This is a genomic window from Paenibacillus silvestris, assembly GCF_009882985.1.
Lineage (GTDB): Bacteria > Bacillota > Bacilli > Paenibacillales > NBRC-103111 > Paenibacillus_E > Paenibacillus_E silvestris.
In genome coordinates, this window is sequence record NZ_WTUZ01000016.1 from 107,657 (window position 1) to 130,544 (window position 22,888).

At 48.6% G+C, this 22,888-nt stretch carries 15 protein-coding genes; 12 read left to right on the forward strand and 3 right to left on the reverse strand.

Annotation, left to right across the window (positions count from 1 at the left end):
- Positions 1–184: 184 nt before the first annotated feature.
- Entirely contained in the window at positions 185–757 is a 573-nt protein-coding gene (locus tag GQF01_RS13410) for a TetR/AcrR family transcriptional regulator (protein WP_161407271.1), read from the forward strand.
- A gap of 42 nt (positions 758–799) precedes the next feature.
- On the opposite strand, the gene GQF01_RS13415 is transcribed toward GQF01_RS13410, so the two are convergent.
- The 3 genes from GQF01_RS13415 to GQF01_RS13425 are packed head-to-tail and all read right to left on the reverse strand — an operon-like array spanning position 800 to position 6,641.
- Positions 800–2,869, reverse strand: a complete 2,070-nt coding sequence (locus GQF01_RS13415; protein WP_161407272.1) for a glycoside hydrolase family 65 — start codon at positions 2,867–2,869, stop codon at positions 800–802.
- A gap of 43 nt (positions 2,870–2,912) precedes the next feature.
- Positions 2,913–5,606: a family 78 glycoside hydrolase catalytic domain gene (locus GQF01_RS13420; protein ID WP_161407273.1), complete on the reverse strand. Its 2,694-nt coding sequence runs from the start codon at positions 5,604–5,606 to the stop codon at positions 2,913–2,915.
- 18 nt (positions 5,607–5,624) lie between these two features.
- The gene (locus tag GQF01_RS13425) at positions 5,625–6,641 is read right to left on the reverse strand and encodes a glycoside hydrolase family protein (RefSeq protein WP_161407274.1); all 1,017 of its coding nucleotides are present in this window, start codon (positions 6,639–6,641) and stop codon (positions 5,625–5,627) included.
- Positions 6,642–6,875: 234 nt separating this feature from the next.
- Here GQF01_RS13425 and GQF01_RS13430 point away from each other — a divergent pair, with 234 nt between their 5' ends.
- From GQF01_RS13430 to GQF01_RS13480, 11 genes are all read left to right on the forward strand, one after another.
- Complete coding sequence (locus GQF01_RS13430) at positions 6,876–8,024, forward strand: iron-containing alcohol dehydrogenase (RefSeq protein ID WP_161407434.1); 1,149 nt, start codon at positions 6,876–6,878, stop codon at positions 8,022–8,024.
- A gap of 77 nt (positions 8,025–8,101) precedes the next feature.
- Positions 8,102–9,025 carry a 4-hydroxy-tetrahydrodipicolinate synthase gene (gene dapA, locus GQF01_RS13435; protein ID WP_161407275.1) on the forward strand — a complete coding sequence of 308 codons (924 nt, stop codon included), beginning with the start codon at positions 8,102–8,104 and terminating at the stop codon, positions 9,023–9,025.
- A 4-nt stretch (positions 9,026–9,029) separates the two neighbouring features.
- On the forward strand, positions 9,030–9,950 hold the full coding sequence (locus GQF01_RS13440) for a dihydrodipicolinate synthase family protein (protein ID WP_161407276.1): 921 nt from the start codon (positions 9,030–9,032) through the stop codon (positions 9,948–9,950).
- Positions 9,951–9,971: 21 nt separating this feature from the next.
- Positions 9,972–10,598 carry an SGNH/GDSL hydrolase family protein gene (locus tag GQF01_RS13445; RefSeq protein WP_161407277.1) on the forward strand — a complete coding sequence of 209 codons (627 nt, stop codon included), beginning with the start codon at positions 9,972–9,974 and terminating at the stop codon, positions 10,596–10,598.
- A 418-nt stretch (positions 10,599–11,016) separates the two neighbouring features.
- Positions 11,017–12,330, forward strand: a complete 1,314-nt coding sequence (locus tag GQF01_RS13450) for an alpha-L-fucosidase (protein WP_161407278.1) — start codon at positions 11,017–11,019, stop codon at positions 12,328–12,330.
- Between the two features lie 6 nt (positions 12,331–12,336).
- Positions 12,337–15,054 (forward strand): hypothetical protein, encoded by a 2,718-nt coding sequence (locus tag GQF01_RS13455; protein ID WP_235959612.1) that lies wholly within the window; start codon positions 12,337–12,339, stop codon positions 15,052–15,054.
- A gap of 20 nt (positions 15,055–15,074) precedes the next feature.
- Positions 15,075–17,453 (forward strand): glycoside hydrolase family 95 protein, encoded by a 2,379-nt coding sequence (locus GQF01_RS13460; RefSeq protein ID WP_161407279.1) that lies wholly within the window; start codon positions 15,075–15,077, stop codon positions 17,451–17,453.
- Complete coding sequence (locus GQF01_RS13465) at positions 17,450–18,475, forward strand: sialidase family protein (RefSeq protein ID WP_161407280.1); 1,026 nt, start codon at positions 17,450–17,452, stop codon at positions 18,473–18,475. The genes GQF01_RS13460 and GQF01_RS13465 overlap by 4 nt, the downstream gene beginning before the upstream one ends.
- Before the next feature lie 80 nt (positions 18,476–18,555).
- Positions 18,556–20,712: an MGH1-like glycoside hydrolase domain-containing protein gene (locus GQF01_RS13470; RefSeq protein WP_161407281.1), complete on the forward strand. Its 2,157-nt coding sequence runs from the start codon at positions 18,556–18,558 to the stop codon at positions 20,710–20,712.
- Positions 20,709–21,776: a sialidase family protein gene (locus GQF01_RS13475; RefSeq protein WP_161407282.1), complete on the forward strand. Its 1,068-nt coding sequence runs from the start codon at positions 20,709–20,711 to the stop codon at positions 21,774–21,776. The genes GQF01_RS13470 and GQF01_RS13475 overlap by 4 nt, the downstream gene beginning before the upstream one ends.
- Before the next feature lie 119 nt (positions 21,777–21,895).
- Positions 21,896–22,786: an AraC family transcriptional regulator gene (locus GQF01_RS13480; protein WP_161407283.1), complete on the forward strand. Its 891-nt coding sequence runs from the start codon at positions 21,896–21,898 to the stop codon at positions 22,784–22,786.
- The last annotated feature ends 102 nt before the right edge of the window (positions 22,787–22,888 follow it).

The following is a 22,888-nucleotide window of genomic DNA, read 5'->3' on the forward strand; positions in this document are numbered from 1 at the left end:
AAGACCCCGTAGTTCCGCACAGTGAGGAAATTGCCCGTGTTTCTTCAAATAAGGGACTCCAGTTCCCTGAGTTAATCCTTAGAGGGATTCCTGTTAGATTTCAGAACATGTGAAAATTGTGGGAGGTCTATGCGTAAGTCTGTAAGATCATGTTATACTAGAACTTGTACAAAGGAGGTTGAATATGGCTAGAAACAAAGAGTTCGAAGTGAATACTGTGCTGCGAAAAGCCATGCACCTATTCTGGGAGCAGGGCTACGAGAAAACTTCCATGCAAGACTTAGTGACTCATATGGGGATACATCGAAGAAGTATCTACGATACTTTCGGAGACAAACATCGTTTATATATGCAGGCCGTAGAGAAATATGGTGAATTGTTGGAAAGTTCCGTTCATAGGAAAGTGGATGAACCTACTCCTATGAAACAAGCAATCAGACGAATGTTCGAATTCGCCATCACGGCAGAGGAACGGCCTAAAGGGTGCTTAATGGTTAATACAGCTGTTGAGTTGGCCATTTGTGATGCTGAAGCTGCTGCGAAAGTGAATGAAAGTTTTATTCGAACAGAGGACAAGCTATACGAATTGGTTCTGCGCGGCAAGGAAACGGGAGAGATTGGCAGTCATCATGATGTACGTAAGACTTCGGAGTTTCTAAACAATGCTTTCATTGGTTTATGCGTGTTGGTGAAAACGACAGATGATAAAGAAAAGCTAGCAGGTATCATTGATACCTCACTAGCGATATTGGATTAATCGAAGACGGAGCCGCGCGGCAAGCGGGCTCCGTTTCTTTATTTACAACATTCGAGCCAAACCTTCGAATCTCACTTCCCAAGATCCATCTTGTGGAAAACCTGGTGCATGCGTATCCGGTCCGTTTTCCCAACCTGCCGCCATCATGGCAACTGCACTCAGCAGACCGCCGTTTCCAGGGAGATACACCGTTAGTGGCTTCCGCTGGTAGTTGTGACCGTTAGGGAGGAAAGTGTTGGTCACCTTGTCAATCATAAGAGTGTCTACGGCCAGTTGGCCTTCCCCAAGTCTTGCTGCTGTCATGGCCACCAAGGGATAGTCCCACCCCCATGTCGCATCCCAGTCCCATACCTGGATGACTTCATGCAGTGTCCGAAGCATCGTTTCATGATCCACCATGTTGCCGGGGAGGATCCCAAGCGGCGCTAACATGGTAGGGTGATCCTTCGTGCTGCTGCCACCTGAAAATGTATCGGGAGCTGTCTCCGCAGCGACATACAGACCTTCCACCTCAGGGAGCTTGGACAAATGCTTCAGGACATGCTCCCACTTCTCCATCCGTGGGAGTCCAAGTCTATCCTGCCATGCAAGGGCTGTTGATAAGCCGAAAGCCCAGTAAGACAATTCAAAAGTCGGATTCATTGTCGTTGCATGATCATAGATTTCTTGCGCTGGGGCAACTGGCGGACCTAGGACATACCGCTGCTGCTGCGCATCCCATTCTGCGAATGAGGCCATGAATGCCGCACTTTCGAAGACGAGATCCGCATACTTCTCCAACGTATCTCTTGTGCCTTTGATTTTATAGATTAACTCAGCGTAATAAATCGGATGCGGCTGCTGCCAAATGAGGAACGGTTCGATGTAACAAGGACCGTTAATCCCATCTGGAGCCACACATTTCGGCCATCTTGCCCCTTCGTACCCTTGAGATGCCGCAAGCTTTCGGGCTTGATCCAGAATGCTGATGTACCACGCCAGGCTGTTGGTCAGGCCATCCGTCCGATGCCAGAGTGCGAAGTGGACGGAATGCCACCAGTGCATTTCGAGATGGAATTTGCCGGCCCAGCTGTTATGGGTAAGTCCAGATTCCGCTGGTGGCAAGGTTCCGGAGGATTGAATAGCAGTTAAGTACTGGGACAGCACAATTCTGCGCTCAAGCTCGAGCGCGCGTGAATCTTGGCTGCCAGCTAACTCGATTGCGCCACCGGAAGTCCAAAAGTTGCGCCAATGCTGCTCGGAGCTGTGTCGTGCAGCTTCAAACGTTGGCAATTCGGTATCCACTGCTTCAGGAGTAAATCTGAAACGGAACTCGAACTCATCCTGATCAGGTGATGGCGTCAGAAGGAGCAAATGGCTGTCTTGCTCGTCTTGCGCTAGACTTCCGCTTGACCAAGCCGCAGTAAATGTATACGCGTCTTGATCCAACTTTCGGTCAATTTGCACGGAATGACTGTTGCTGCTTACGATTGCGGTGTTGTGTTGACCGCCTTTTCCCCAATCCACGCCTGCGAACTTCCATGTCCCATAAGGGAAATGAAAGGCAATCTGGAGATGTCCTTGGCGGATCAACTTAGATTGAACGCGAACGGCAATCAAATCCTGCGTGGGATGACAGCAGGTGGTCACATTGGTTTTCGTTCCGCTGATCGAGAATTGGCTTTCAATGACTCCGCCCCATAGATGTAGCTCTTGTTCAATTTCTTTCAAGTCGTCAGCGGAGGCTTCCTCACCTGAAGGAAGCGTGAGACGGAAGCTCACTTTTCCCAGATGCAATTTGTGCGGATTAAACTTCAGCCATTTGTACTCATCGGTAATTTGACCAGGCGCCATATAGGGAAACCCGATATCTCTTCCGCCAAAGGTAGAGAAAAGGGTTCGTGGGAACTTATCCACATGGTACTGTTCTGGATTAGGGTGTGTATGCCACGCCCAGTTGGAGAAATGGCCAAGCGGCACACCCCCGTCAGCATACAGGCTTGGGAAGGTTTGCAAACCGGTTGCGTCAACCGTAAAGGCATAGTTCCCATTGCCGACGGAGAGGGAAGAGAATTTATCAAAGCTAGTAATAAGCGGATTATGACGCCTAACTAAAGCTTTTCGATCGATCATGGCAGCACCTCACCCGAGAATATGTAGATAATTTGATTTCCTTTTAAACCTTGCATTCAAACAGATAGTTGCCTGAGCCCACGCGTATGACGGCATGAGCATTATCAATGAGCACTTCTTGTATAGACGCTGCATCCGCAAGCGGAACTCCGCCTTCTAGGAGAGTAGGCAAGGAAGCAGAGGGAAGATAGACATCGGCCAAACAATTTGCCGGAATGGTAATCTGAAGCAGGAGTCGGCGGTCATCGGTATCCTGCTGCCATGCGACTCGCAGTTTACCGGACGGCAGCAGATAATCTGCCCTTATTTCGTTCAGGTCTTCCTGTATAGCGGGTTTAATAGACAGCTTGTAGCTTTCGAATTCGGGGCAATACCGATAATGGATGCCCGCCAAACCGCTATAGAGCCATTCTTCCAAATGTCCGAGCATAAAATGGTTCTGTGATTTGCCGACAGTGGGTCCGTCCCAAGCTTCTGTCAGCGATGTCGCGCCGTTCTCAATCTGATAGCCGTAACTGGGGTGATCGGTATTCTGACTCATCCGATAGATCATATCGGATCGCCCGTTCTGGGAAAGGGCAAGCAGCACATAACGATGGCCTACATCACCTGCTGTCGTATGATATCCGCGCGAGATGATATCACCAATTACATGGGAAAAAACGATTTCTTTGTATGGCTCGCGGACAAGCCCTAGAACAAGCGGCATCGCATTGGCGCTTTGACTGCCAGTGGCATATTGCTGCGTATGTTCATCGAAAAAAGCATGATTAAACGCAGATTTAATGTCCTCACGCAGTTGGGCATAGTTGAGAGCGTCATCGCTGCGCTCCAGATGCTTTGCAATTTGTGCAAACACATCAACGATATGGTAAAACATAGCGGTCTCGGTGTGCGCAACAGGTGTATTTTGAACAAATCCAGGTGGATTATCGCCAACATCGTACCAATCGCCAAGGCCGCTGCGGATAATTAGCTGATCAGAGCCCGCTTTTAAATAGTTAATATAGGCTTTCATTCCTTCATAATGCTCGGTCAAAATACGGTGGTTCCCATACAGTTTCAGCAAATTCCAGCCTGCGAGTATATAAGCGGCGCCCCATGAAACAGAATCACGAAAGCAGCGCCATTGCTCAGAGAAAACAACATATTCAGGCGCAGTTGTCGGCACCATCCCGCTTGGCAGCTGGGCGTCCCGGATGTCCTCCATCGTCTTGATGAACAACCTCTCGACATCATAATTAAAGGCTACGGAAGGGCCCATCAAATGAATTTGCTCGAGCCAGCCCAGCTTTTCCCGATGCGGACAATCTGTGAAAATGCTTTTCATATTGCTCAGAATCGCTTGGTTAATAATCTCATGCGTGCGGTTTAGCAGCTTATTCGAGCTGACGAAGCTTCCACAAACCCTCACGTCTGGGTAAATCATCTGTCCTTCGATTTGAAGAAGTACGGGAACTTCGGAATCGCCTAGCGCTAATTTCGCTGCACCCGCCGCTTCCGCTGGAACGATACCTTCGAGCTGCACATAACGAAAACCGCTGTAGCTGAATCGCGGCGACCAAGTTTCCTCGTCTGCATCTCCGCGCATGATATAACTGAACCTGTTTGGAGAGCCGGTCCATTTCTGATTAATCGTGCCGTTCTCCTTCAATAATTCGGCAGGGGCCATCGTAATTTTGGCTCCTTGAGAGCCTTTGGCACGGATGCTGATCCAGCCGGAAAAGTTTGTACCGAAATCAGCCACGAACACACCGGGAAGCGGCTCAGTCATCTGTACAGGCTGAAAGGTTTCCATCACCTTCAATGGGGAAATCGCTTGTGACTTTAGTTTTCCTGCAGGTGCCGGAACTTCTACCGCTGATTGCCAAACCTCGCTCGGAAGTAAACCAGGCAGATCCCAATTCGCATGGTGGTGGTTAGCATCGTAATCTTCGCCTCCGTACATACACGAGAAGAGGATCGGTCCCGGGGCGGAATCCCAATTCCGATCACTAAGAATCTGCGTTTGGGTACCATCCGTGAACGTGATTTCCAGTTGAACGAGGCATCTCGGGCTGCCGAATGAATGCTTGAACTTGCTGTAACGGCCGCCTGTTACATGGAAGAAGCCGCCCCCCAGCATCATTCCGATCGCATTGTCGCCTTCATGAAGGTAGTCGGTTACATCGTAGACGCAGTAAAGACAAGTTTTGTCATAGTTTGTCCAGCCCGGCTCCAGGACGTGGTCGCCGACTTTCTTCCCGTTTAACCGCAGCTCAAACTGACCTAGCCCGCATAGGTAGGCGCGTGCTTGTGCCACTGGTTTGCCCAGATGGAATTCTCGCCGCATGAGGGGAAGGGCGGGTCTTTCAGCGGGCTCCTGCTCAAATTGAGCAATCCAAGTCGCAGACCAATCGTTGTCATGGAGTAGGCCCATTTCCCACCAGGTGACTGGGCTTTCCGTCATTTGGCCATTTTCATCCCAAACCTGTACTTTCCAATAATAGCGAAGCCTGGACGCAAGCGGCGGCCCTTCGTACAAGATATGAACGTTCTTCTTGCTATGACGTTGACCGCTGTCCCACACAACTTCACTTCGGAAGTTATCTTCGCTAGCAGAAACAAGGATTCTATAGGCCGTTTGCATCTGCATACGTACTGGTGAATCAGCAAAACTCCAACCGAATGCCGGCTGGAGAACATCAATCCCAAGTGGGCGAAGCGTGCTTTCTACAAACATTTCATGTACTTGCATCTGATCTCGTCCCCTTGCTCAACGTGTATGGGTATCAATCGGCTGTGAGGTTGCGACGCTGATCGTTCGGAACTCTTTACCGTAATTTTTGGTTGGGTCGCCTTCTCGATAACGCCTGCAGGAGCAGTAGAAATGGTAGAGTACATTGTCATGCTGAATGACAGAAGGCTTATGGGCAAAAATAGCGTCAATGCTGCCTTCATCACCGACACGAATGATCGGCTCCGGATATTTTTCCCAATGCAAAAGATCAGTGGAAAGAGCAATGCCTTCTTGTGCTTGCTTGTAGTTATAGCCAAAGTAATACATGATCCATTGATCGCGTTCTGGATCATGCAGTACGCAAGGATCGCTGACAAACCCGGAGTCCCATCCGTCTGGAGTAACCTGGAGGACAGGGTTCTGTTCGTAGCGGTGCCACTCTTTTAAGTCTGTAGAGAAGGCAACGCCTGTTTGTTCGATCCATCGCCCTTTATTTGTATTTTTGGCATTGTAGTACAGATAGAACTTACCTTCATGTTCGACCAAGCATTCCTTGTAGAGACCGCCTTTTTCCCAGTCTGCGCCCTCCTCAGGGGTTAGAATGGGATCTAGGCATCGATGCCACTCGAGCAGCTGCTCATCTTCGGTCCAGGCAATGCCAATTTTGGCGGAGCCTTCTTCATAACCTTCGTTTGGATAAGCGTGATAGACTAACCAATATTTGTTATTCCATTTTTTCAGCACAGGAGGAGCATCGAGGCGATTTTCTTTCAAAATCCAAGTACCGGCAACATTAATGGAATCCCAGGCTGAGTTTTCATTTCTTTTGAGAATGACACTTAAGTGCTCCCAGTTGATAAGATCATGGCTAACGGCTAGCGCCGTCTGGTAACCGATCCCATCAAACCCCACATACATCATGTAGAACATGCCGCCATGTTGAAAGACAAACGGACAATCGACAGCCCGCTCGTCGAAATTCCCAGGCAACCCCGATCCAGCAAGGACAGGACTACCCCATTTATATGGCGTGAGATAAGGCTGTATATGCAACGTGACACACTCCTCATAATAAAAAGTCCAATGACCAACTCCCTATTCAGATTACAATTAAGCGCTTACTTGTTGTGTGGGGTATTGTACCTGATATATAGGTCAAAGCGATCTTCAAGGCCTGGCAGCATTGACATCATGAATAGCAGGGGCGTAGGATGAGGGGGAAATTTAGGCTACACAGCCCGAGAGGAGGTCCCCCAAGTGAAGGACCATCACGGTTTCACTCCGTTTATGTTAGAGACAGCCGGCAGTATTGTTGCCGGACAACATGCGATAGCTGATCTAGTTCCAAGGATAAAACGGTACGGAGATTTTAAACATGTGGTGATCGTAACGCAACCTTCGATAAAGGCGATGGGGGTCATTGATCGAATCGTGACCGAACTGTCGCAAGCGGGAATAACCAGCAGATGCTTGACTGATGTGAAACCGGAACCAACCGTGGATAACATTCAACAAGCGTTCAGCAGCATCGCCTCTGAACCTGTCGATTTGTTCATTGGCATTGGCGGTGGAAGCGTGCTTGACGCAGCGAAAGTGTTGTCCGTCCTTATGACGGATCCCGTGGATGTGATGAGCCTAATTGGCATTGACCGTATATCGAAGCGAGGGATTCCTACGGTGCTAATTCCAACGACTTCAGGAACGGGTTCAGAAGTAACACCGAATGCCATTGTGACGATTCCTGAACAGGAGTTAAAAGTAGGCATTATCAGCAGGCACTTGCTTCCTATGATGGTTATTATCGATCCCGTGCTGACCATCAGCCTGCCACCAAAAATCACAGCTGCAACGGGTATGGACGCGTTTACTCATGCATTGGAATCATATATCTCTAAGAAAGCTAATCCTATAAGCGATATGTTTGCCCTTGAATCAATCCGTTTAATTTCTGGAAATTTACTGCAGGCCTACCATCACGGATCAGATCTTCAAGCAAGAGAGAGCGTACTGCTCGGATCGATGTACGGCGGTATGGCTCTAAGCTCGGCTGGAACAGCAGCTGTACATGCACTGGCTTACCCGCTTGGAGGAAAATTCAATATTACACATGGTGTTGCGAATTCGATGCTGCTGCCGCATGTCATGAACTTTAATATGGATGCCATACAGGATAGGCTCGGGCATGTTGCTTGCGCGATGGGGCTGCAGGTTGGAACTGAAGGCGGGAAGGGAGTTTCGGAAGCGGTTAATCGGCGTATATTCGAGTGGACCTTGGAGATGCGCATCCCGCAGAATTTGCGCGCCTTCGGCGTAAAGGATGACGATGTCCTGGCGTTGGCAACGGCTGCTTCCAAGGTCACAAGGCTTCTACATAACAATCCGAAACCAATGAACATAGATGATATTGGAGCCGTTTACCACAAATTGCTTCCGTGAGAACTGGAGTAAGAGGGAGAGAAGCGGTTGGCGGCTTCGAAGCGCGCCTGCCGTAATTTTAAAGAAGGAGCGATGTTATGGAACGTTTATTACAACCGTCAGGGATCATTCCTGCTATGGTGACACCTTTTGATGCTGATCAGCAGATTGACGAGGCTGCGTTGCGGCAATTAACCCGCAGATTGATTAACGCGGAAGTACACGGATTGTTTTGTCTCGGTACGAATGGGGAGTTCTTCTCCATGTCCTTCGAGGAAAAACTGCGGGTCGCCGAAATTGTCCTAGAGGAAACACAGGGACGCTTACCGGTATACGTGGGTGCAGGGTGCACAAGTACGAAGGAGTCTATTGAACTCGCCGTACGTTTGGAGCGTATGGGTGCAGATGCTTTGTCCGTTATTACCCCGTATTTTTTGACGTATACCCAGCAGGAGCTCCTGAGTCATTTCCGCATGATTGCCGAAGCGACGGAGCTTCCCGTGCTCTTGTATAACATTCCTGCAAGGACCGGGAACTCCCTGCAGCCTCAAACCGTGAAGGAACTCAGCAAAGTGCCTAACATTGTCGGGATCAAAGACAGCAGCGGCAGCTTTGATACTATTTTGCAATACATAGAGGCAGCTGGGCAGAACTTTTCTGTATTGGCAGGAACGGATTCTCTTATATTGCCCACATTGATGGCTGGCGGACATGGAGCTATCGCTGCAACAGCCAATGTGTTTCCAGAAGTTGTGAAGAGCATTTATGATTTGTGGAAGCAGGGGGAGCTTGAGCAAGCAGAATTGCAGCAGCGGAAGTTGCGAGCTTTGCGCAGCGCGTTTGCAATGGGGACGCTTCCTTCGGTTCTGAAAGAAGCGATGTGCATGATCGGATTGCCTGCAGGACAACCGCGACTGCCCGTGCAACCCTTGAGTCCATCAGCGAAAGAGGAGCTGGGGCGGGTCATGGACACTTATCTGGCAGAAGTTGTGATGGCGACAAAGGATCAAGAAAGGAGCTGAGATCATGGCTATGAACATACCAAAAGGTGTTTGGCCCACGATGATAACACCGTTCACGAATACCGGCAAAGTGGACTACGCTGCACTGGAGCAGCTGATTGAATGGTATATTGACCACGGTGTGCATGGGTTATTTGCCGTGTGTCAATCCAGTGAGATGTTTTATTTGACGTTGGAGGAGAGAGTGAGCATTGCTCGATTCGTCACGAACCAAGCTGCTGGCCGGGTTCCGGTCATCGCTTCGGGTCATACCTCCGATCTGTTCGAGGAGCAGGTAGAAGAATTGCAGCGGATAGCTGAGACAGGGGTTCAGGCCGTGGTGCTGGTCAGCAATCGTCTGGCTAGCTCGAATGAATCTGATGAGATATGGTTCGAGCGTGTTTTGCAGCTGATTGATCGAGTCCCGGATGTGCCAATGGGCATTTATGAATGTCCGTATCCGTACAAAAGACTGCTCAGTCCACAGCTGCTCAAACAATGTGCAGATACGGGGAGATTCGCTTTTCTCAAGGACACCAGCTGTGATCTGCAGCAAATTGCCGCGAAAATTGAAGCGGTGAAAGGCAGCTCACTCCAACTATTTAATGCCAATTCTGCTACGCTGCTTGCCTCCCTAAGGATGGGCGCTTCTGGTTTCAGCGGCGTGATGGCTAATTTTCATCCTAATATTTATGTACGCTTGACCGAAAATTGGAACGAGGAGCCGATCATTGCGGATAGGCTGCAATCTTTTGTTGGAGCTGCATCTCTAATTGAGCTGCAGATGTACCCTATTAATGCGAAGTATCATCTGAGCAAAAGAGGACTGCCCGTTTCCTTGCATTGCCGTTCCAAGGATGCGAGCGCTTTTCGAGAAAATCATAAGCTTGAAGTGGAGCAGCTGGATGCGGTGTATCGGATGCTAAAAGACAGCTTGTCTAGCTGATTAGAATAAGGAGGAATCGCTGTGCCGTTTAAAAAGAAAGATCGCATTGTGTTTATCGGGGATAGCATAACGGATAAAGGGCGAAAAAAAGACCCATTGAAGCTTGGATCGGGATATGTGCGGATCATTCACGATTACCTGACAGCGGTGTATCCGCAGCTTAGTCTGAAAATTATTAATGAGGGCGTATCCGGCAATCGTGTGATCGATTTGGAGAAAAGATGGACGCTGGATGTGATGGACCATCAACCGCAGTGGGTATCTATCTCCATCGGGATTAACGATGTCTGGCGCCAATTAGACTCGCCTATGGGCGAACAGGTATACCCTGACAAATTCGAAGAAGTCTACCGTAATTTGCTCGATCAAACGAAGCAAATCCCGGATTGCAGAGCGATCCTCATGCAGCCTACAGTCATCAAGGAGTATCCGGATGCGACAGGAAACCGGCTGCTGAGGCCGTATGTGGACATCGTGAATCGACTGGCGGAGCAGTACGATGCCATCCTGGTTCCGACGCATCTTGCTTTTGTTGATTTTATTAAGCTGGAGACGGGTCAGGATTTAACAACGGATGGTGTGCACATGAACTCGCTCGGGGATATGCTGATGGCCACGACGTGGTTGAAGACTGTTGAGGGGCGTTGAACCTTAATCCTAGGTTTTTACTGAGGGAACTGAGGTCCGCTATTTTGTGGAAATCCAGCTGTTTCCTTTTCTGAAGAGAACTACAGGGTCTTATTCAGCCTTCATAGAGCGTTTCATAGTTGAAATGGACAAAATAACAGACCGTAGTTCCCTTCCTGGAGTAAATGGCACTTTTTCAGGGGAATAGCGGTCTGTAGTTCCCTAATTGCCATGCGGAAGAGCACTCGGTCGCTTCGCGCCACCTATATATGTGATGAATTCAGCCTATAATGGGCCGCTTGCTTTCTTGTAAACTGATCATGAGGTCATCATCATGCAAGTGGAAAGTATCGCCTGATCATGCGGTAGCCGTGGACAGGGGCAGGTCGGCTCCATAGACTTTCCAATCCTATTACGGAAGTACAAGGGGGTAAATGCAATGCCATACGAAATAGAACCAACAACCGGAGACAGCGGATGGTTCACGCACGACAGGTTCGGCTTGTTCATTCATTGGGGGCTATACTCGCTAGCCGCCAGACACGAATGGCTGCAATCGAGAGAGAGATTAAGCGGTGAGAAATACCGCAACAAATATTTCAATAAGTTCGATCCGGATTTGTACGATCCAGAACTGTGGGCGCAGCTTTCTTACGATGCCGGAATGAAGTACGCCGTGGTAACGACCAAACATCATGAAGGGTTCTGCTTATGGGACAGCAAGCTGACTGATTATAAGGCGCCCAATACCCCAGCTGGCAGGGATTTGATCAGACCTATGGCGGAGGCGTTCCGTGAGCGTGGCATGAAGGTTGGCTTTTACCATTCCCTGATTGATTGGCATCATCCGCATTACACGATCGACACGAAGCATCCGTTACGAGTTGATGAAGAGGCTATCGCCGAAAGCGCTAGGAAGGATTTTGCGCAATACCGTGACTACTTATTTGGCCAAACGAAGGAATTGTTAACCGAATATGGCGATGTGGATCTGATGTTTTACGACTTTTCTTTTCCAGAGGAGAACGGATTACCAGGCAAAGGCAAGGAAGATTGGAAGAGCCGGGAGCTCATCAAGCTTATTCGCGAGCTGCAGCCGAACATTCTTTTGAACGATCGCTTACAAATAGGCGGAGATATTACGACACCTGAGCAGTATTTGCCGACCAAATGGGTGCAGATTGACGGTAAACGGGTAGTTTGGGAGACGCCGCATACGTTTAGTGGTTCCTGGGGATATCATCGGGATGAGGAGTCATGGAAAAGCGTAGATATGCTGGTCAAAATGCTGATTGATGTCGTCAGCAAAGGGGGCAATTTGCTACTGAATGTAGGGCCGACTGGAAGAGGCGAGTTCGATGAACGCTCTATCGATCGGTTAAGAGGCATCGGCGACTGGATGAAGCGTCATAGTCGTTCGATTTATGGCTGCACACAAGCGCCTGAGACGATGGAGTGCCCGCAGGATTGCCGACTGACCTATAACCCCGAGACCAATCGTTTATATGTGCATGTATATAGTTGGCCTTTTAAAAGCATTCACTTGCATGGTTTAGCTGGGCAAGTCGAGTACGCGCAGCTGCTTAACGATGCCTCAGAGATCCGTTTTAAGCAAGGCATTGTCCATAGCGGAATCGATAATGGAGCTTATAAAGAAGGCAGAGATGAGAAGACGCTGGTCTTGTCACTCCCTGTAAGAAAGCCCGATGTAGCGGTGCCGGTCATTGAATTATTTTTGAAAGGAGGGGCTTAGACGACCATGACAATGAAAGTTATTACGCTTAATTATGATCGGAATGCTGCTCCTCGTGTGGCATATGGTATTCAACGACTAAGAGAAGCGCTTCAAAACTCCGGCTATACGGTGCTTGCAGCAGAAACACCTTGGTCGCTGCACAATTACCGATCTGTGCAGGGACTGAAAATTTACATTGGGAACCGCCTAGAATCAGAGTTTGTGCAGCAACTGGAAAAGCGAGACGTTTTGTTATATCACACGGAAGCTCCAGAGGGAGAAGGCTTTTATTTAGCCTCATGCCCTGGCGGTATCACGGTGATTTCCGGGGGAAGCGACTCCGGCGTACTGTACGGCTGCTTGGAGCTGGCAAGCCGAATTGGTGAAGATCAAAAGCTGCCAAGTGACATCGCTTATGGGGATAAACCGCGCTTCTCATTGCGTGGACCTGCAATCGGTTTGCAGAAAACGACGGTAGAACCGCCACGTCAGACGTATGAGTACCCGATTACGACAGATCGTTTCCCTTGGTTTTACGACCGGTCGTTGTGGCAGGACTTCCTCCACATGATGGTTGAAGAGCGCTGCAACGTGGTTTACTTGTGGTCCGGCCATCCGTTTTCTTCCCTGGTACAGCTGGAAGATTATCCTGAAGCGCTGGAAGTGACCGAAGAGGAGCTAGCCTTTAATCGGGAGACGTTCCGCTGGATCACGGAAGAAGCTGATCGCCGAGGTATATGGGTCGTTTTAAAGTTTTACAACATCCATATTCCGCTTCCTTTTGCGCAGAAACATGATCTGAAGCTTCATCAACCGAAGCCACTGCCCATAACGAGTGATTACTATAAGAAATCAATTGCAGCTTTCGTTCAATCATTTCCCAATGCGGGGCTGATGGTGTGCCTTGGCGAAGCGCTTCAAGGTCAAATCTACGGCGTGGAATGGTTTAATGAAACGATTCTAGCCGGGCTGTTAGAAGGGCTGAAACATTCGAATGTGAAGGAAAAGCCGCCAATTATTCTACGTTCACATGCCATTGAGCCGCAAAAAGTCATTGAAGCTGCACTGCCGTTGTATCCAAACTTGTATACGGAAGCCAAATATAACGGGGAGTCATTGACGACTTATACACCTCGAGGCAGATGGCAAGAAACGCACAACCGTCTAGGTTCCTTGCAGACGATTCACATTGTCAATGTTCATATATTGGCGAACTTGGAGCCATTCCGATATGGAGCTCCTTCGTTTATTCAGAAATGTATGCAGGCAGCCAAGTACCGCCTGAAAGCAAATGGTCTACATCTGTATCCATTGTTCTTCTGGGATTGGCCGTATGCACCGGATAAGTCGGAGAAGCGACTGCGTCAGTTGGAACGCGATTGGATCTGGTTTGCAGCGTGGTTCCGGTATGCGTGGAATCCAGATCGTGATCCGAGTGCGGAGCGGAACTACTGGATCGATACGCTTGGGAAGCGCTTCGGAAGCCGTGAGGCAGGTAAATCGATTTTGGATGCATATGAAGCCTCTGGTGAATGCGCGCCGAAATTGTTGCGCAGGTTCGGCATTACGGAAGGCAATCGCCAAACGATGAGCCTCGGCATGACGATGAGCCAGCTCACCAATCCAGAGCGGCACATGCCTTGGCCGGATCTGTGGGAATCCCAATCACCGCAAGGAGAACGGTTGGAGGATTTCGTCGTGAAAGAGCTGAGTGGTGAAACTCACATTGGAGAGACGCCGACAGATATCATTGCCGATGCACAGAGACATGCGGAGGAAGCGCTGCTGGCCATCAAGCAAGCGAGCCATTTCGTGACGCAGAACAGGGAAGAATACGAAAGATTGGCGAGTGATATGACTGCAATCCGTCATATGGTGCAGGCCTATGTGCATAAGGTCAAAGCTGCGATCCTCATTTTAACCTATAAGCATTCGGTCAAAGGGGAGTATTTTAACCAAGTCGAATTGCTGGAAGCAGCAGCGGGGGAATTGGCACAAGGCTTGGACAGCTATCGCGAACTGACAACGCTTACAGAGAAAACTTATTTGTTTGCTAATTCCATGCAGACGCCACAGCGGAAAGTGCCGATTCGAGGAGGACTTGATTACAGGCATTGGAGTGCTTGCCTGCCCCTGTATGAAGCTGAGCTGAAAGCTTTCCGTCTCCATGTGCAAGAGCTGAAGTCGGGGATACTGCCCGAAGCTCTGAAAAATCTGAAAGCCCCGATCGTTCCCTATGCAGAGGCACCGTTTCGCTTATTGTCTGAACATGCGGAGTCGTACCTCGTGGAAAAGGGAGTAGAGGTTTTCACGGACGGTGATATTCACATCGTCGGCTGCGCTGAGGAGCTGAATGGGCTCACAGGTATCCGTTTCAGTCAAAGGCAAGCAGGCCTTCATGGCTTAGCCATTGAGATTGAACTCAATCAGCCATCGAAAGTGCTGGTCGGTTATTTTAATTCCAAAGATGATCAGTGGCTGCAAGTGCCAAGCCTGGAAGAAAACACACATGCGGACGATCGAGGCGGTTATGCGCCCATATTGCGCAAAGGGCTGCGCTTATACGCGTATCCTTCTGTGAATATTCACGCCTTCCAATATGAAGCAGGACGGCAAACGCTTGATTTTGGTAAAGGAGCTTTTCTGATTCTGGGCGTGATTCCTGTAGATCAGGATATACGTGCACGTGATGTTGAACACAAAAATGATGGGATTGATACACTGGATTGGTTGTACGAATAGGAACAGGTGGGGGAGATCAAGTGTCAGACAAAAGTACGGCATTATGGTACGCGCAGCCAGCGAAATCTTGGTTCCAAGCACTCCCCGTAGGGAACGGCCGTTTCGGCGGAATGATGTATGGCGGAATGGACCGGGAACGCATACAGATGAACGAGGATACGTTATGGTCCGGGGAACCCAGAGAGACAGTTAACAAAGAAGCAGCCGAATATTTGGATATTGTGCGTGAAATGATCTTCGCAGGCAAGTACGCCGAGGCTGAGGCGATGATCGAACAGCACATGCAAGGGCCAGAGATCGAATCGTACGTACCGCTCGGTGATTTGGATCTTATTATGGAAGAGGCCGGCGAAATTTCGGGTTACCGCAGAGAATTGGATCTGGCGGAAGGAATTGCCCGTGTACGATATTTGCAAAATAACGCCGTCCATACCAGAGAGCTGTTCGTCTCTGCGGTTGACCAAGTTATGGCCATTCGCTTGCATAGCGAGCGCAACATCACGGTTAGCGCAGCACTGAGCAGTCCACTGCAATATGAAGTCAAGAAAGTAGCATGGAATCAATTAATTCTTACTGGGCGAAGTCCCATTCATATTCTGCCTAATACGGTGAAGTCATCAGACCCTGTCCATTATGCGGATGGGAAAGGTATCGGTTTCCATATTCGAGTGACTGTCCTCACAGATAAAGGCAGGCTCGAGGTTAGTGGTGGGCGGATTCGTGTCAGCGGTACAGGAACTGTCACTTTCCTGGTGGCAGCTGAAACCAGCTTCCAAGGCTTCGATAAAGACCCTGCCAAGTCGGATCAACCGCACTTGGAGCTAGGAGAAGCAAGACTGGCCAAAGCGGCCTCACTCGGTTATGAGCTCTTGAAGGAGCGGCATATCCAGGATCATGCCGCACGCTTTTGCAAGGTTTCTCTGGACCTTGGAGGAGAAGAAAGAAATCATCTGCCAACGGATGTCCGAATTGAAGCCATCAAAAACGGTGTAGAAGATCCCGGACTTGCCGCTTTATTTTTTCAATATGGCCGATACTTGCTGTTGTCCAGCTCAAGAGTCGGTACACAACCGGCTAATTTACAAGGCATTTGGAACGACAGCATTCGCCCGCCATGGTGCAGCAGTTGGACGACCAACATCAACGTAGAAATGAACTATTGGCCTGCAGAGGTGGGGAATCTTGCGGAATGCCACTTGCCATTGTTCGACCTGATCGAGGACCTGCAGCACACAGGTCGTAAAGCAGCTAATGTCAACTATCACTGCGAGGGCTGGACTGCCCATCACAACATCGATGTATGGCGGACAGCGACTCCCGTGGGGGGATCGCCAAGCTGGGCCTTTTGGCCGATGGCTGGGGCTTGGTTATGTCAGCATATCTGGGAACATTACGCATACAGTCAGGATGAAATGTTCCTCAAGCGAGCGTATCCTGTGATGAAAGAGGCGGCACTATTTGGCTTGGATTGGTTAGTTGAGGCCAAGGATGGCAGCCTGGTTACTTGCCCTTCAACGTCTCCGGAAAACTTCTTTATCGCGCCCGATGGGCAGAAAAGCAGTGTAACGCAAGGCGTAACGATGGATGTAGCGCTCCTCCGTAATTTATTTGACCATTGTTTGGAAGCAAGTGGCATTATAGCGGATACCGATCAATCGTTTATAGGCCGATTGGAGCATGCGTTATTGCGGCTGCCTCCGTACCGTATAGGCAAATATGGCCAGCTCCAAGAGTGGAGCGAGGATTTTGAAGAGTTTGAGCCAGGACATCGTCATGTCGCACATCTGGTCTCTCTGCATCCTTTGGACCAGATTACTTTACATCAGGAACCTGAGCTTGCGGCGGCTTGCAAAGTCACACTTGAACGACGATTGAAGCATGGCGGAGCCCATACGGGGTGGAGCTGCGCATGGATGATTAATCTATGGGCACGGCTTGGAGAGTCGGAGCATGCGCAGCGCTTTGTGAATGAATTGCTAGCCGGTTTGCATCCGAACATGATGAATGCGCATCGGCATCCAAAGGTCAAACAAGATATTTTCCAAATTGATGGAAATCTAGGAGGTGTTTCGGGCATTGCCGAAATGCTGCTGCAAAGCCACGGCAACAACGTCCAATTTCTACCTTCTCTGCCACAGAAATGGATGAAAGGTTGTGTGAAAGGATTACGGGCACGCGGAGGGTTTGAAGTCGATATCGCCTGGGAGAATGGCAAGCTGCTGCGAGCATTGATCCTCTCAACAGCCGGTAAAGCTTTCCTGCTGCGTACGGCAGAGCCGGTATGCGTCCTGCAAAACGGGTATGAAATCCGAATCGAAGACATTGAACCGAATGTCATCGTGTTTGGAACCAAAAAGGGACAGAGCTACGAAATTGTCCCAAGGAGTGATAGGAGATGAGCGATATCCATCAAGTGAAAGAGTTTATATTTGAAGATGACAGACCTTTCCTAAGCTGTCACGCATCTACGCTTGAGCTGTTGCCCAGTGGGGACATCCTGGCAGCGTGGTTTGGCGGCACGAAAGAGAAAGCCGGCGACGTTGCGATCTGGACGTCACGCCGAGTGGACGGCCACTGGACACCGCCAGTCAAAGCAGCTGATGAGGTGGACGTTCCGCATTGGAATCCCGTCTTGTTTCGCAGAGCAGATGGCGTTCTGTTCCTGTATTACAAAATTGGCACCTCGATTGCAGAGTGGGTAACGATGGTCATTCGCTCAGCAGATGATGGCTTCACTTGGTCAGCTCCTGTGCCTTTGGTTGAAGGTGACCAAGGAGGCCGTGGCCCAGTAAAGAATAAGCCAATTGTGCTGCAAGACGGAACATTGGTCGCACCTGCTTCGATCGAACCCGCCTGGGATGCGTTCGTTGATCTATCCTTTGACGGCGGCGAGACATGGACTCGCAGCGAAACGGTACCGTTGGACCGCGTCGGTTTACAGGGCAAAGGGATCATTCAGCCTACTTTATGGGAGTCTGAACCAGGCATCGTGCATATGCTTACGCGCAGTACGGAAGGGGCTATTTATCGCAGTGACTCGGCAGATGGAGGAAGAACGTGGTGCCAAGCTTATGCAACGGAGCTTCCGAATAATAATAGCGGAATTGATTTGGTCAAGTTGGAAAATGGCATGCTCGCTCTTGTTTATAATCCGACTCGTCCGGAACCTGGGAAGATCAAGGGACCTCGAACACCACTGGTTCTAAGCTTTTCCAAGGATAACGGTCTTACATGGGATCATGAACGATTGCTGGATGAAGGAGATAAACAATATTCATATCCAGCCATCATTGCGAATGGCCTAGAGTTACTTATCACATACACGTGGAAAAGGGAACGGATAGCCTTCCAAAAAATTTCTTTGGATATGAGCAGGAATGACCTATATTCTGGGAATAATTACACTACTATTCTACTATGAGTTTGTTATATATTTAAAAAGGTTAAAATTGGCAAAACTTTAACCTTGATAGGGGAGGATTTATTCTGACTGCTTATCAATTGAACGAGCAACTGCATGCAGGTAGGAAAACGCTTCGCACGCATCCCGGTGCTCATCTGCTGGGTTCGACAGGAGCAAGGCTGTGGGCGGATTATTTGGATCCAGTGCCCGGCTTTACCGGAAGATTCGATTTTATTCACAAAGTTAACATTCCCATGCTCTATCGGGTAGAAAATAGTTTGATTAAGAGTTTTGAGCCATGTCATACCGAGTGGTATCCCAGCTACTTGCTTATGACATATACAGATTATCGCCTTTCCTTGGTGGAGAAAAAGTTTATTTCATGGAATGACTGTGCAGTGTCTTGTCAAACCTGGACGAACCACAGCAGCGAAGAGCTCGTGCTGCGATTGACGACGTACGGCGATGCCTTTCAGATGCGCAGTGGCAATCATTTGCAAGGCGAGTTTCAGATTCCGCATTATAGTTTCGATGTCGCTGGTGCGATTGCTGTAAGCGATCCTGCGTTGTATGAAGAAGTGCGTTTACAGCCTGGACAGTCAGGTACTTACATCATTGCGGCTTCCTTCGGTATATCAGGGCAAGATGCCACCAGCTTGCTGCAAGCCAGGGCCGCAGCTTATGCGGATGGCGGATGGACAGCGGATCAAATTATTGAAAAACAGTGCGAGGAATATCAGGAGTGGTTTGAACACACACCGGTGTTCACAAGCAATGATGCGCTGCTTAACAAAACGTGGATCTATCGCTGGTTTCTGCTCCGCCATAATTTATCAGATCCGCAATACGGCAATTTGACTCATCCCTTGTTTTATGAAGGAAGATCTCATAAAAAAAGCAAAGAGCCTTTTAGCAAAGGCGGCTGGGAATTCAGTAAACTCATTAACTTGTCGGTACCGCTTCACTTGATGGATGCCAGATGGCACCATGATGGGCGATATAGTGAAGGCCCCTTGCGCAATATGGCGGAATCCCCAGGGGAAGGCGGGCAATTCAGCTGCCTTACCGTCGACACAGTTATGCATGCATTCGCTAACTTTACTTGCTGGGCAGCTTACCAGCTCTATCTGGTGCAGCGCAATCGGGATATGATCGTCGAGATGCTTCCTGCTTTTAAAAACCAAATCGCAGAAGCCATTCGTATTCACGGGACCGATCAAGATCAGTTAATGATTGAATACAAGCATACGCGAACTGGGAAAGAATATCAGCCGAGTTACTGGTATTTTCATAATTTCCCTAAGAACCCGAAGGATAAAGAAACATATACGCACCTAAAAAGAGTGGATCGAACTGTCTATCATTATTTGAACACGCTTGCAGTAGCCCATATGTGCGAAATCGCAGGCGATTCTGAAGCGGAACGCTACCACCAGCTGGCAGATGGCATCAAGCAAGATATTCTTGAAAAGATGTGGGATGAAGAGACGGAGTTTTTCTACGATCTCCATTATCAAACTGACCAGAAAGCGTTCGTGAAAAATATTGTCGGCTTCTATCCGGCTTGGGCGCAAATCATTGATGATTCCTACAAGGGGATGATCGGGCATTTACTGAACGAACGCGAATTTAATTCGAAGTGCCCGTTTCCTTCGGTTTCCATGGATTGTCCGGCGTACTCCAAAGATGGGGGCTGGATGGGCCATTTTGTGAAAGGGCGGAACGGTTGTGTATGGGATGGTCCTACCTGGCCGTATACGAACTCAATCGCCCTAGACGCGCTAGCGAAAGAGAGCAAGCGCAGCGGTTATCAGTACGATGCATTTTTCGCTCAATCGCTGCGAGAGTACGCATTTCTACATTTTATGAAAAGAGATCTCAATCAACCCGGTCTAGTTGAGCATTACAACAGCGCGACTGGCGAACCGCTAAGTGATGAACAGGAGTATAACCATTCGTTCTTTATTGATCTGATGATTACGCATGTAGCTGGTTTCACGGTGGAAGCGGATCGCATCATTATGGATCCACTCGATATCGATTTAGATTTTTTCTCTCTGGATCGCGTGAAAGTGGCTGGAAGTAACTATCGGATTACGTATAAGAAACCGAACGTGCAAGCCAGTGTTTCTGATCTAGAGGAAGGCTATCGGCTATATGTGGATGGCAAGCTTGTTTTCTCGCATCCTACACTTTGCCGAGCTGAGATTCCCTTGCAGGAATTAGAGACTATGAAGGGGGCGATCCTATCATGAGTAGATTTAACGGTGCTGTTCTCGAGGGCGGAACAGATGCAACCATACAAGAGGCTTACCTGCCAGTTTTCCATTCGAATGATAATCATGCGGCTAATTTGCTGGAACTAGATAATGGAGATTTATTATGTGTTTGGTTTTCAGGCAGCGGGGAAGGGAATCCCGATACGAATATCGTCATGTCGAGATTGGCAGCAGGTTCCAATACCTGGTCAGATCCCGTTAAGCTCTCTGATGACCTTGAGCGATCCGAGCAGAATCCCGTTCTGTTTCAAGCGCCAAGTGGCAAGCTTTGGTTGTTTCATACGTCGAATGAACCTCACAATCAGAAAACGTCACGGATCGTGTACAGAATCTCGGAGGATCGCGGTGAAACCTGGAGCCCTGTAGAGGTTCTCTCGGATGGGCTAGGCATTTTCTTGCGGCATCCACCCCTTGCACTGAAGAATGGGGATTGGCTGTTACCTGCCTATTACTGCCGACTAGAAGGTCATTATAGCGTTGTTCTGATTAGTTCGGATGAGGGTGCGACGTGGACAGAGCATGAGGTGCCAGGCAGTATTCATCGTGTTCAAATGAATGTGGTAGAACTAGATGAAGGCAAGCTGTATGCGATGTTTCGCAGTCGTCAAGCAGACCGAATTTATACAAGTGTTTCTCAGGATTATGGGAAAAGCTGGTCGGTTCCAGTGAAAAGTGAACTGCCGAATAATAATTCTTCCACACAGCTCGTTAAGCTGCATAATGGACAGTTGGCATTAATTTACAACAATTCAACGATGGAGCGAGATCAGTTCCGTTGGGTTCAGCGCAAAGGTGAATTTCGTAAAAAACCACTTCGCACACCGCTTACGCTTGCTGTATCGGAAGACGAAGGAAACACTTGGCCGTATGTCAGAAACGTGCAAATGGCTGATCTGGAGTACAAGGAATCGGAAGTCGGGTATTCCTACCCATCAATTATCGCGACACGCGACCATCACATTCATCTTGCTTTCTCTTATTTGCGCAAAGGAATTAAACACATCCGCATGCCGTTAGATTGGGTCAAAGAGGGACAATAACCATGTTGTCAAGACGGAGCAGGGAGCACCTATCATGTGCTCCCGCTTTCCTCGACCTGCTGCAGATTCACATACATGAATACATAGATCACAAATACTTGTAAGAGAAGGTGACAACTATGAATGGAAGAATCGATCATTTAAGCGGGGATTTATTTTTTGAAAATGAGATGGATATTTTTCTAAATCGCGAATTGGAATCGTTTACAACACTGCAGCATACGCATGATTTCGTAGAAATAAGCTTCGTTGGCGAAGGTTGCGGCTACCACTACATTGACGAAGAGGTTATCTATGTGAAGCAAGGGGATTTGTTTGTCATCCCGATTGGCACGTCCCATGTATTCCGGCCTTCCTCTCCCAAACAGGACAAAATGCTGGTCATCTACAATTGTATTTTCCGTGTTGAACTGCTCGACAAATGGAAACATCTGCTGCAGCAAGATTCCGTAACGTTCGATGCCATTAATAACCCAAGTCAATGTTCGGCGCGTTGGTTGCATTTCCAGGATAAACACGACACCTTCTCTTTGATCGTACAAAACATGTATAGAGAATATTTGAAAAAGAGCGCTGGCTTCGAAACGGTTTTGATAGCGCTTTTAATCCAAATGCTGGTATTGCTTCAGCGCTTCGAGATGGTCAACGAAACGGAAACCGCTTCCTTCCGGATGTTCGATGAAGTCGTGCATTTCATCAAATCCCGCTATACGCATAACCTTACGGTTCAGGATGTGGCGGATTATTTCTTCCTAAGCGCAAGCCATTTTCAACGTTTATTTAAAAAATCGACAGGCCTATCCTTTACCCAGTATTTGCAAAATGTACGTATTCAAAAATGTTGTGAACTGCTGAAATCGACCGATATCCCGATCTATCAGATTGCTAATCAAGTTGGCTATCAGGATATGAAGTTTTTCCATGCGCTTTTCCGTAAAAAAACAGGGGTAACACCAAGACAATATCGTCAAAACTTTCAAGAACTCGACGAATCCGATATTTCTTGTTAATTTATGGAGCTGGCCATTGATATGGAGCAGCTTTTTTTGTTTTATTTTACACAAAAGAAAAGAACTGAAAGCAGGATTCCCCCTATAACTAAGTAATCATCA

Excerpts from the sequence above, each read along its gene's own strand:
- dapA (WP_161407275.1), top strand. The coding sequence starts at position 8,102 with ATGGAACGTTTATTACAACCGTCAGGGATCATTCCTGCTATGGTGACA.
- GQF01_RS13475 (WP_161407282.1), top strand. The coding sequence starts at position 20,709 with ATGAGTAGATTTAACGGTGCTGTTCTCGAGGGCGGAACAGATGCAACC.
- GQF01_RS13440 (WP_161407276.1), top strand. The coding sequence starts at position 9,030 with ATGGCTATGAACATACCAAAAGGTGTTTGGCCCACGATGATAACACCG.
- GQF01_RS13415 (WP_161407272.1), bottom strand. The coding sequence starts at position 2,869 with ATGATCGATCGAAAAGCTTTAGTTAGGCGTCATAATCCGCTTATTACT.
- GQF01_RS13455 (WP_235959612.1), top strand. The coding sequence starts at position 12,337 with ATGACAATGAAAGTTATTACGCTTAATTATGATCGGAATGCTGCTCCT.
- GQF01_RS13465 (WP_161407280.1), top strand. The coding sequence starts at position 17,450 with ATGAGCGATATCCATCAAGTGAAAGAGTTTATATTTGAAGATGACAGA.
- GQF01_RS13410 (WP_161407271.1), top strand. The coding sequence starts at position 185 with ATGGCTAGAAACAAAGAGTTCGAAGTGAATACTGTGCTGCGAAAAGCC.
- GQF01_RS13480 (WP_161407283.1), top strand. The coding sequence starts at position 21,896 with ATGAATGGAAGAATCGATCATTTAAGCGGGGATTTATTTTTTGAAAAT.
- GQF01_RS13450 (WP_161407278.1), top strand. The coding sequence starts at position 11,017 with ATGCCATACGAAATAGAACCAACAACCGGAGACAGCGGATGGTTCACG.
- GQF01_RS13430 (WP_161407434.1), top strand. The coding sequence starts at position 6,876 with ATGTTAGAGACAGCCGGCAGTATTGTTGCCGGACAACATGCGATAGCT.
- GQF01_RS13420 (WP_161407273.1), bottom strand. The coding sequence starts at position 5,606 with ATGCAAGTACATGAAATGTTTGTAGAAAGCACGCTTCGCCCACTTGGG.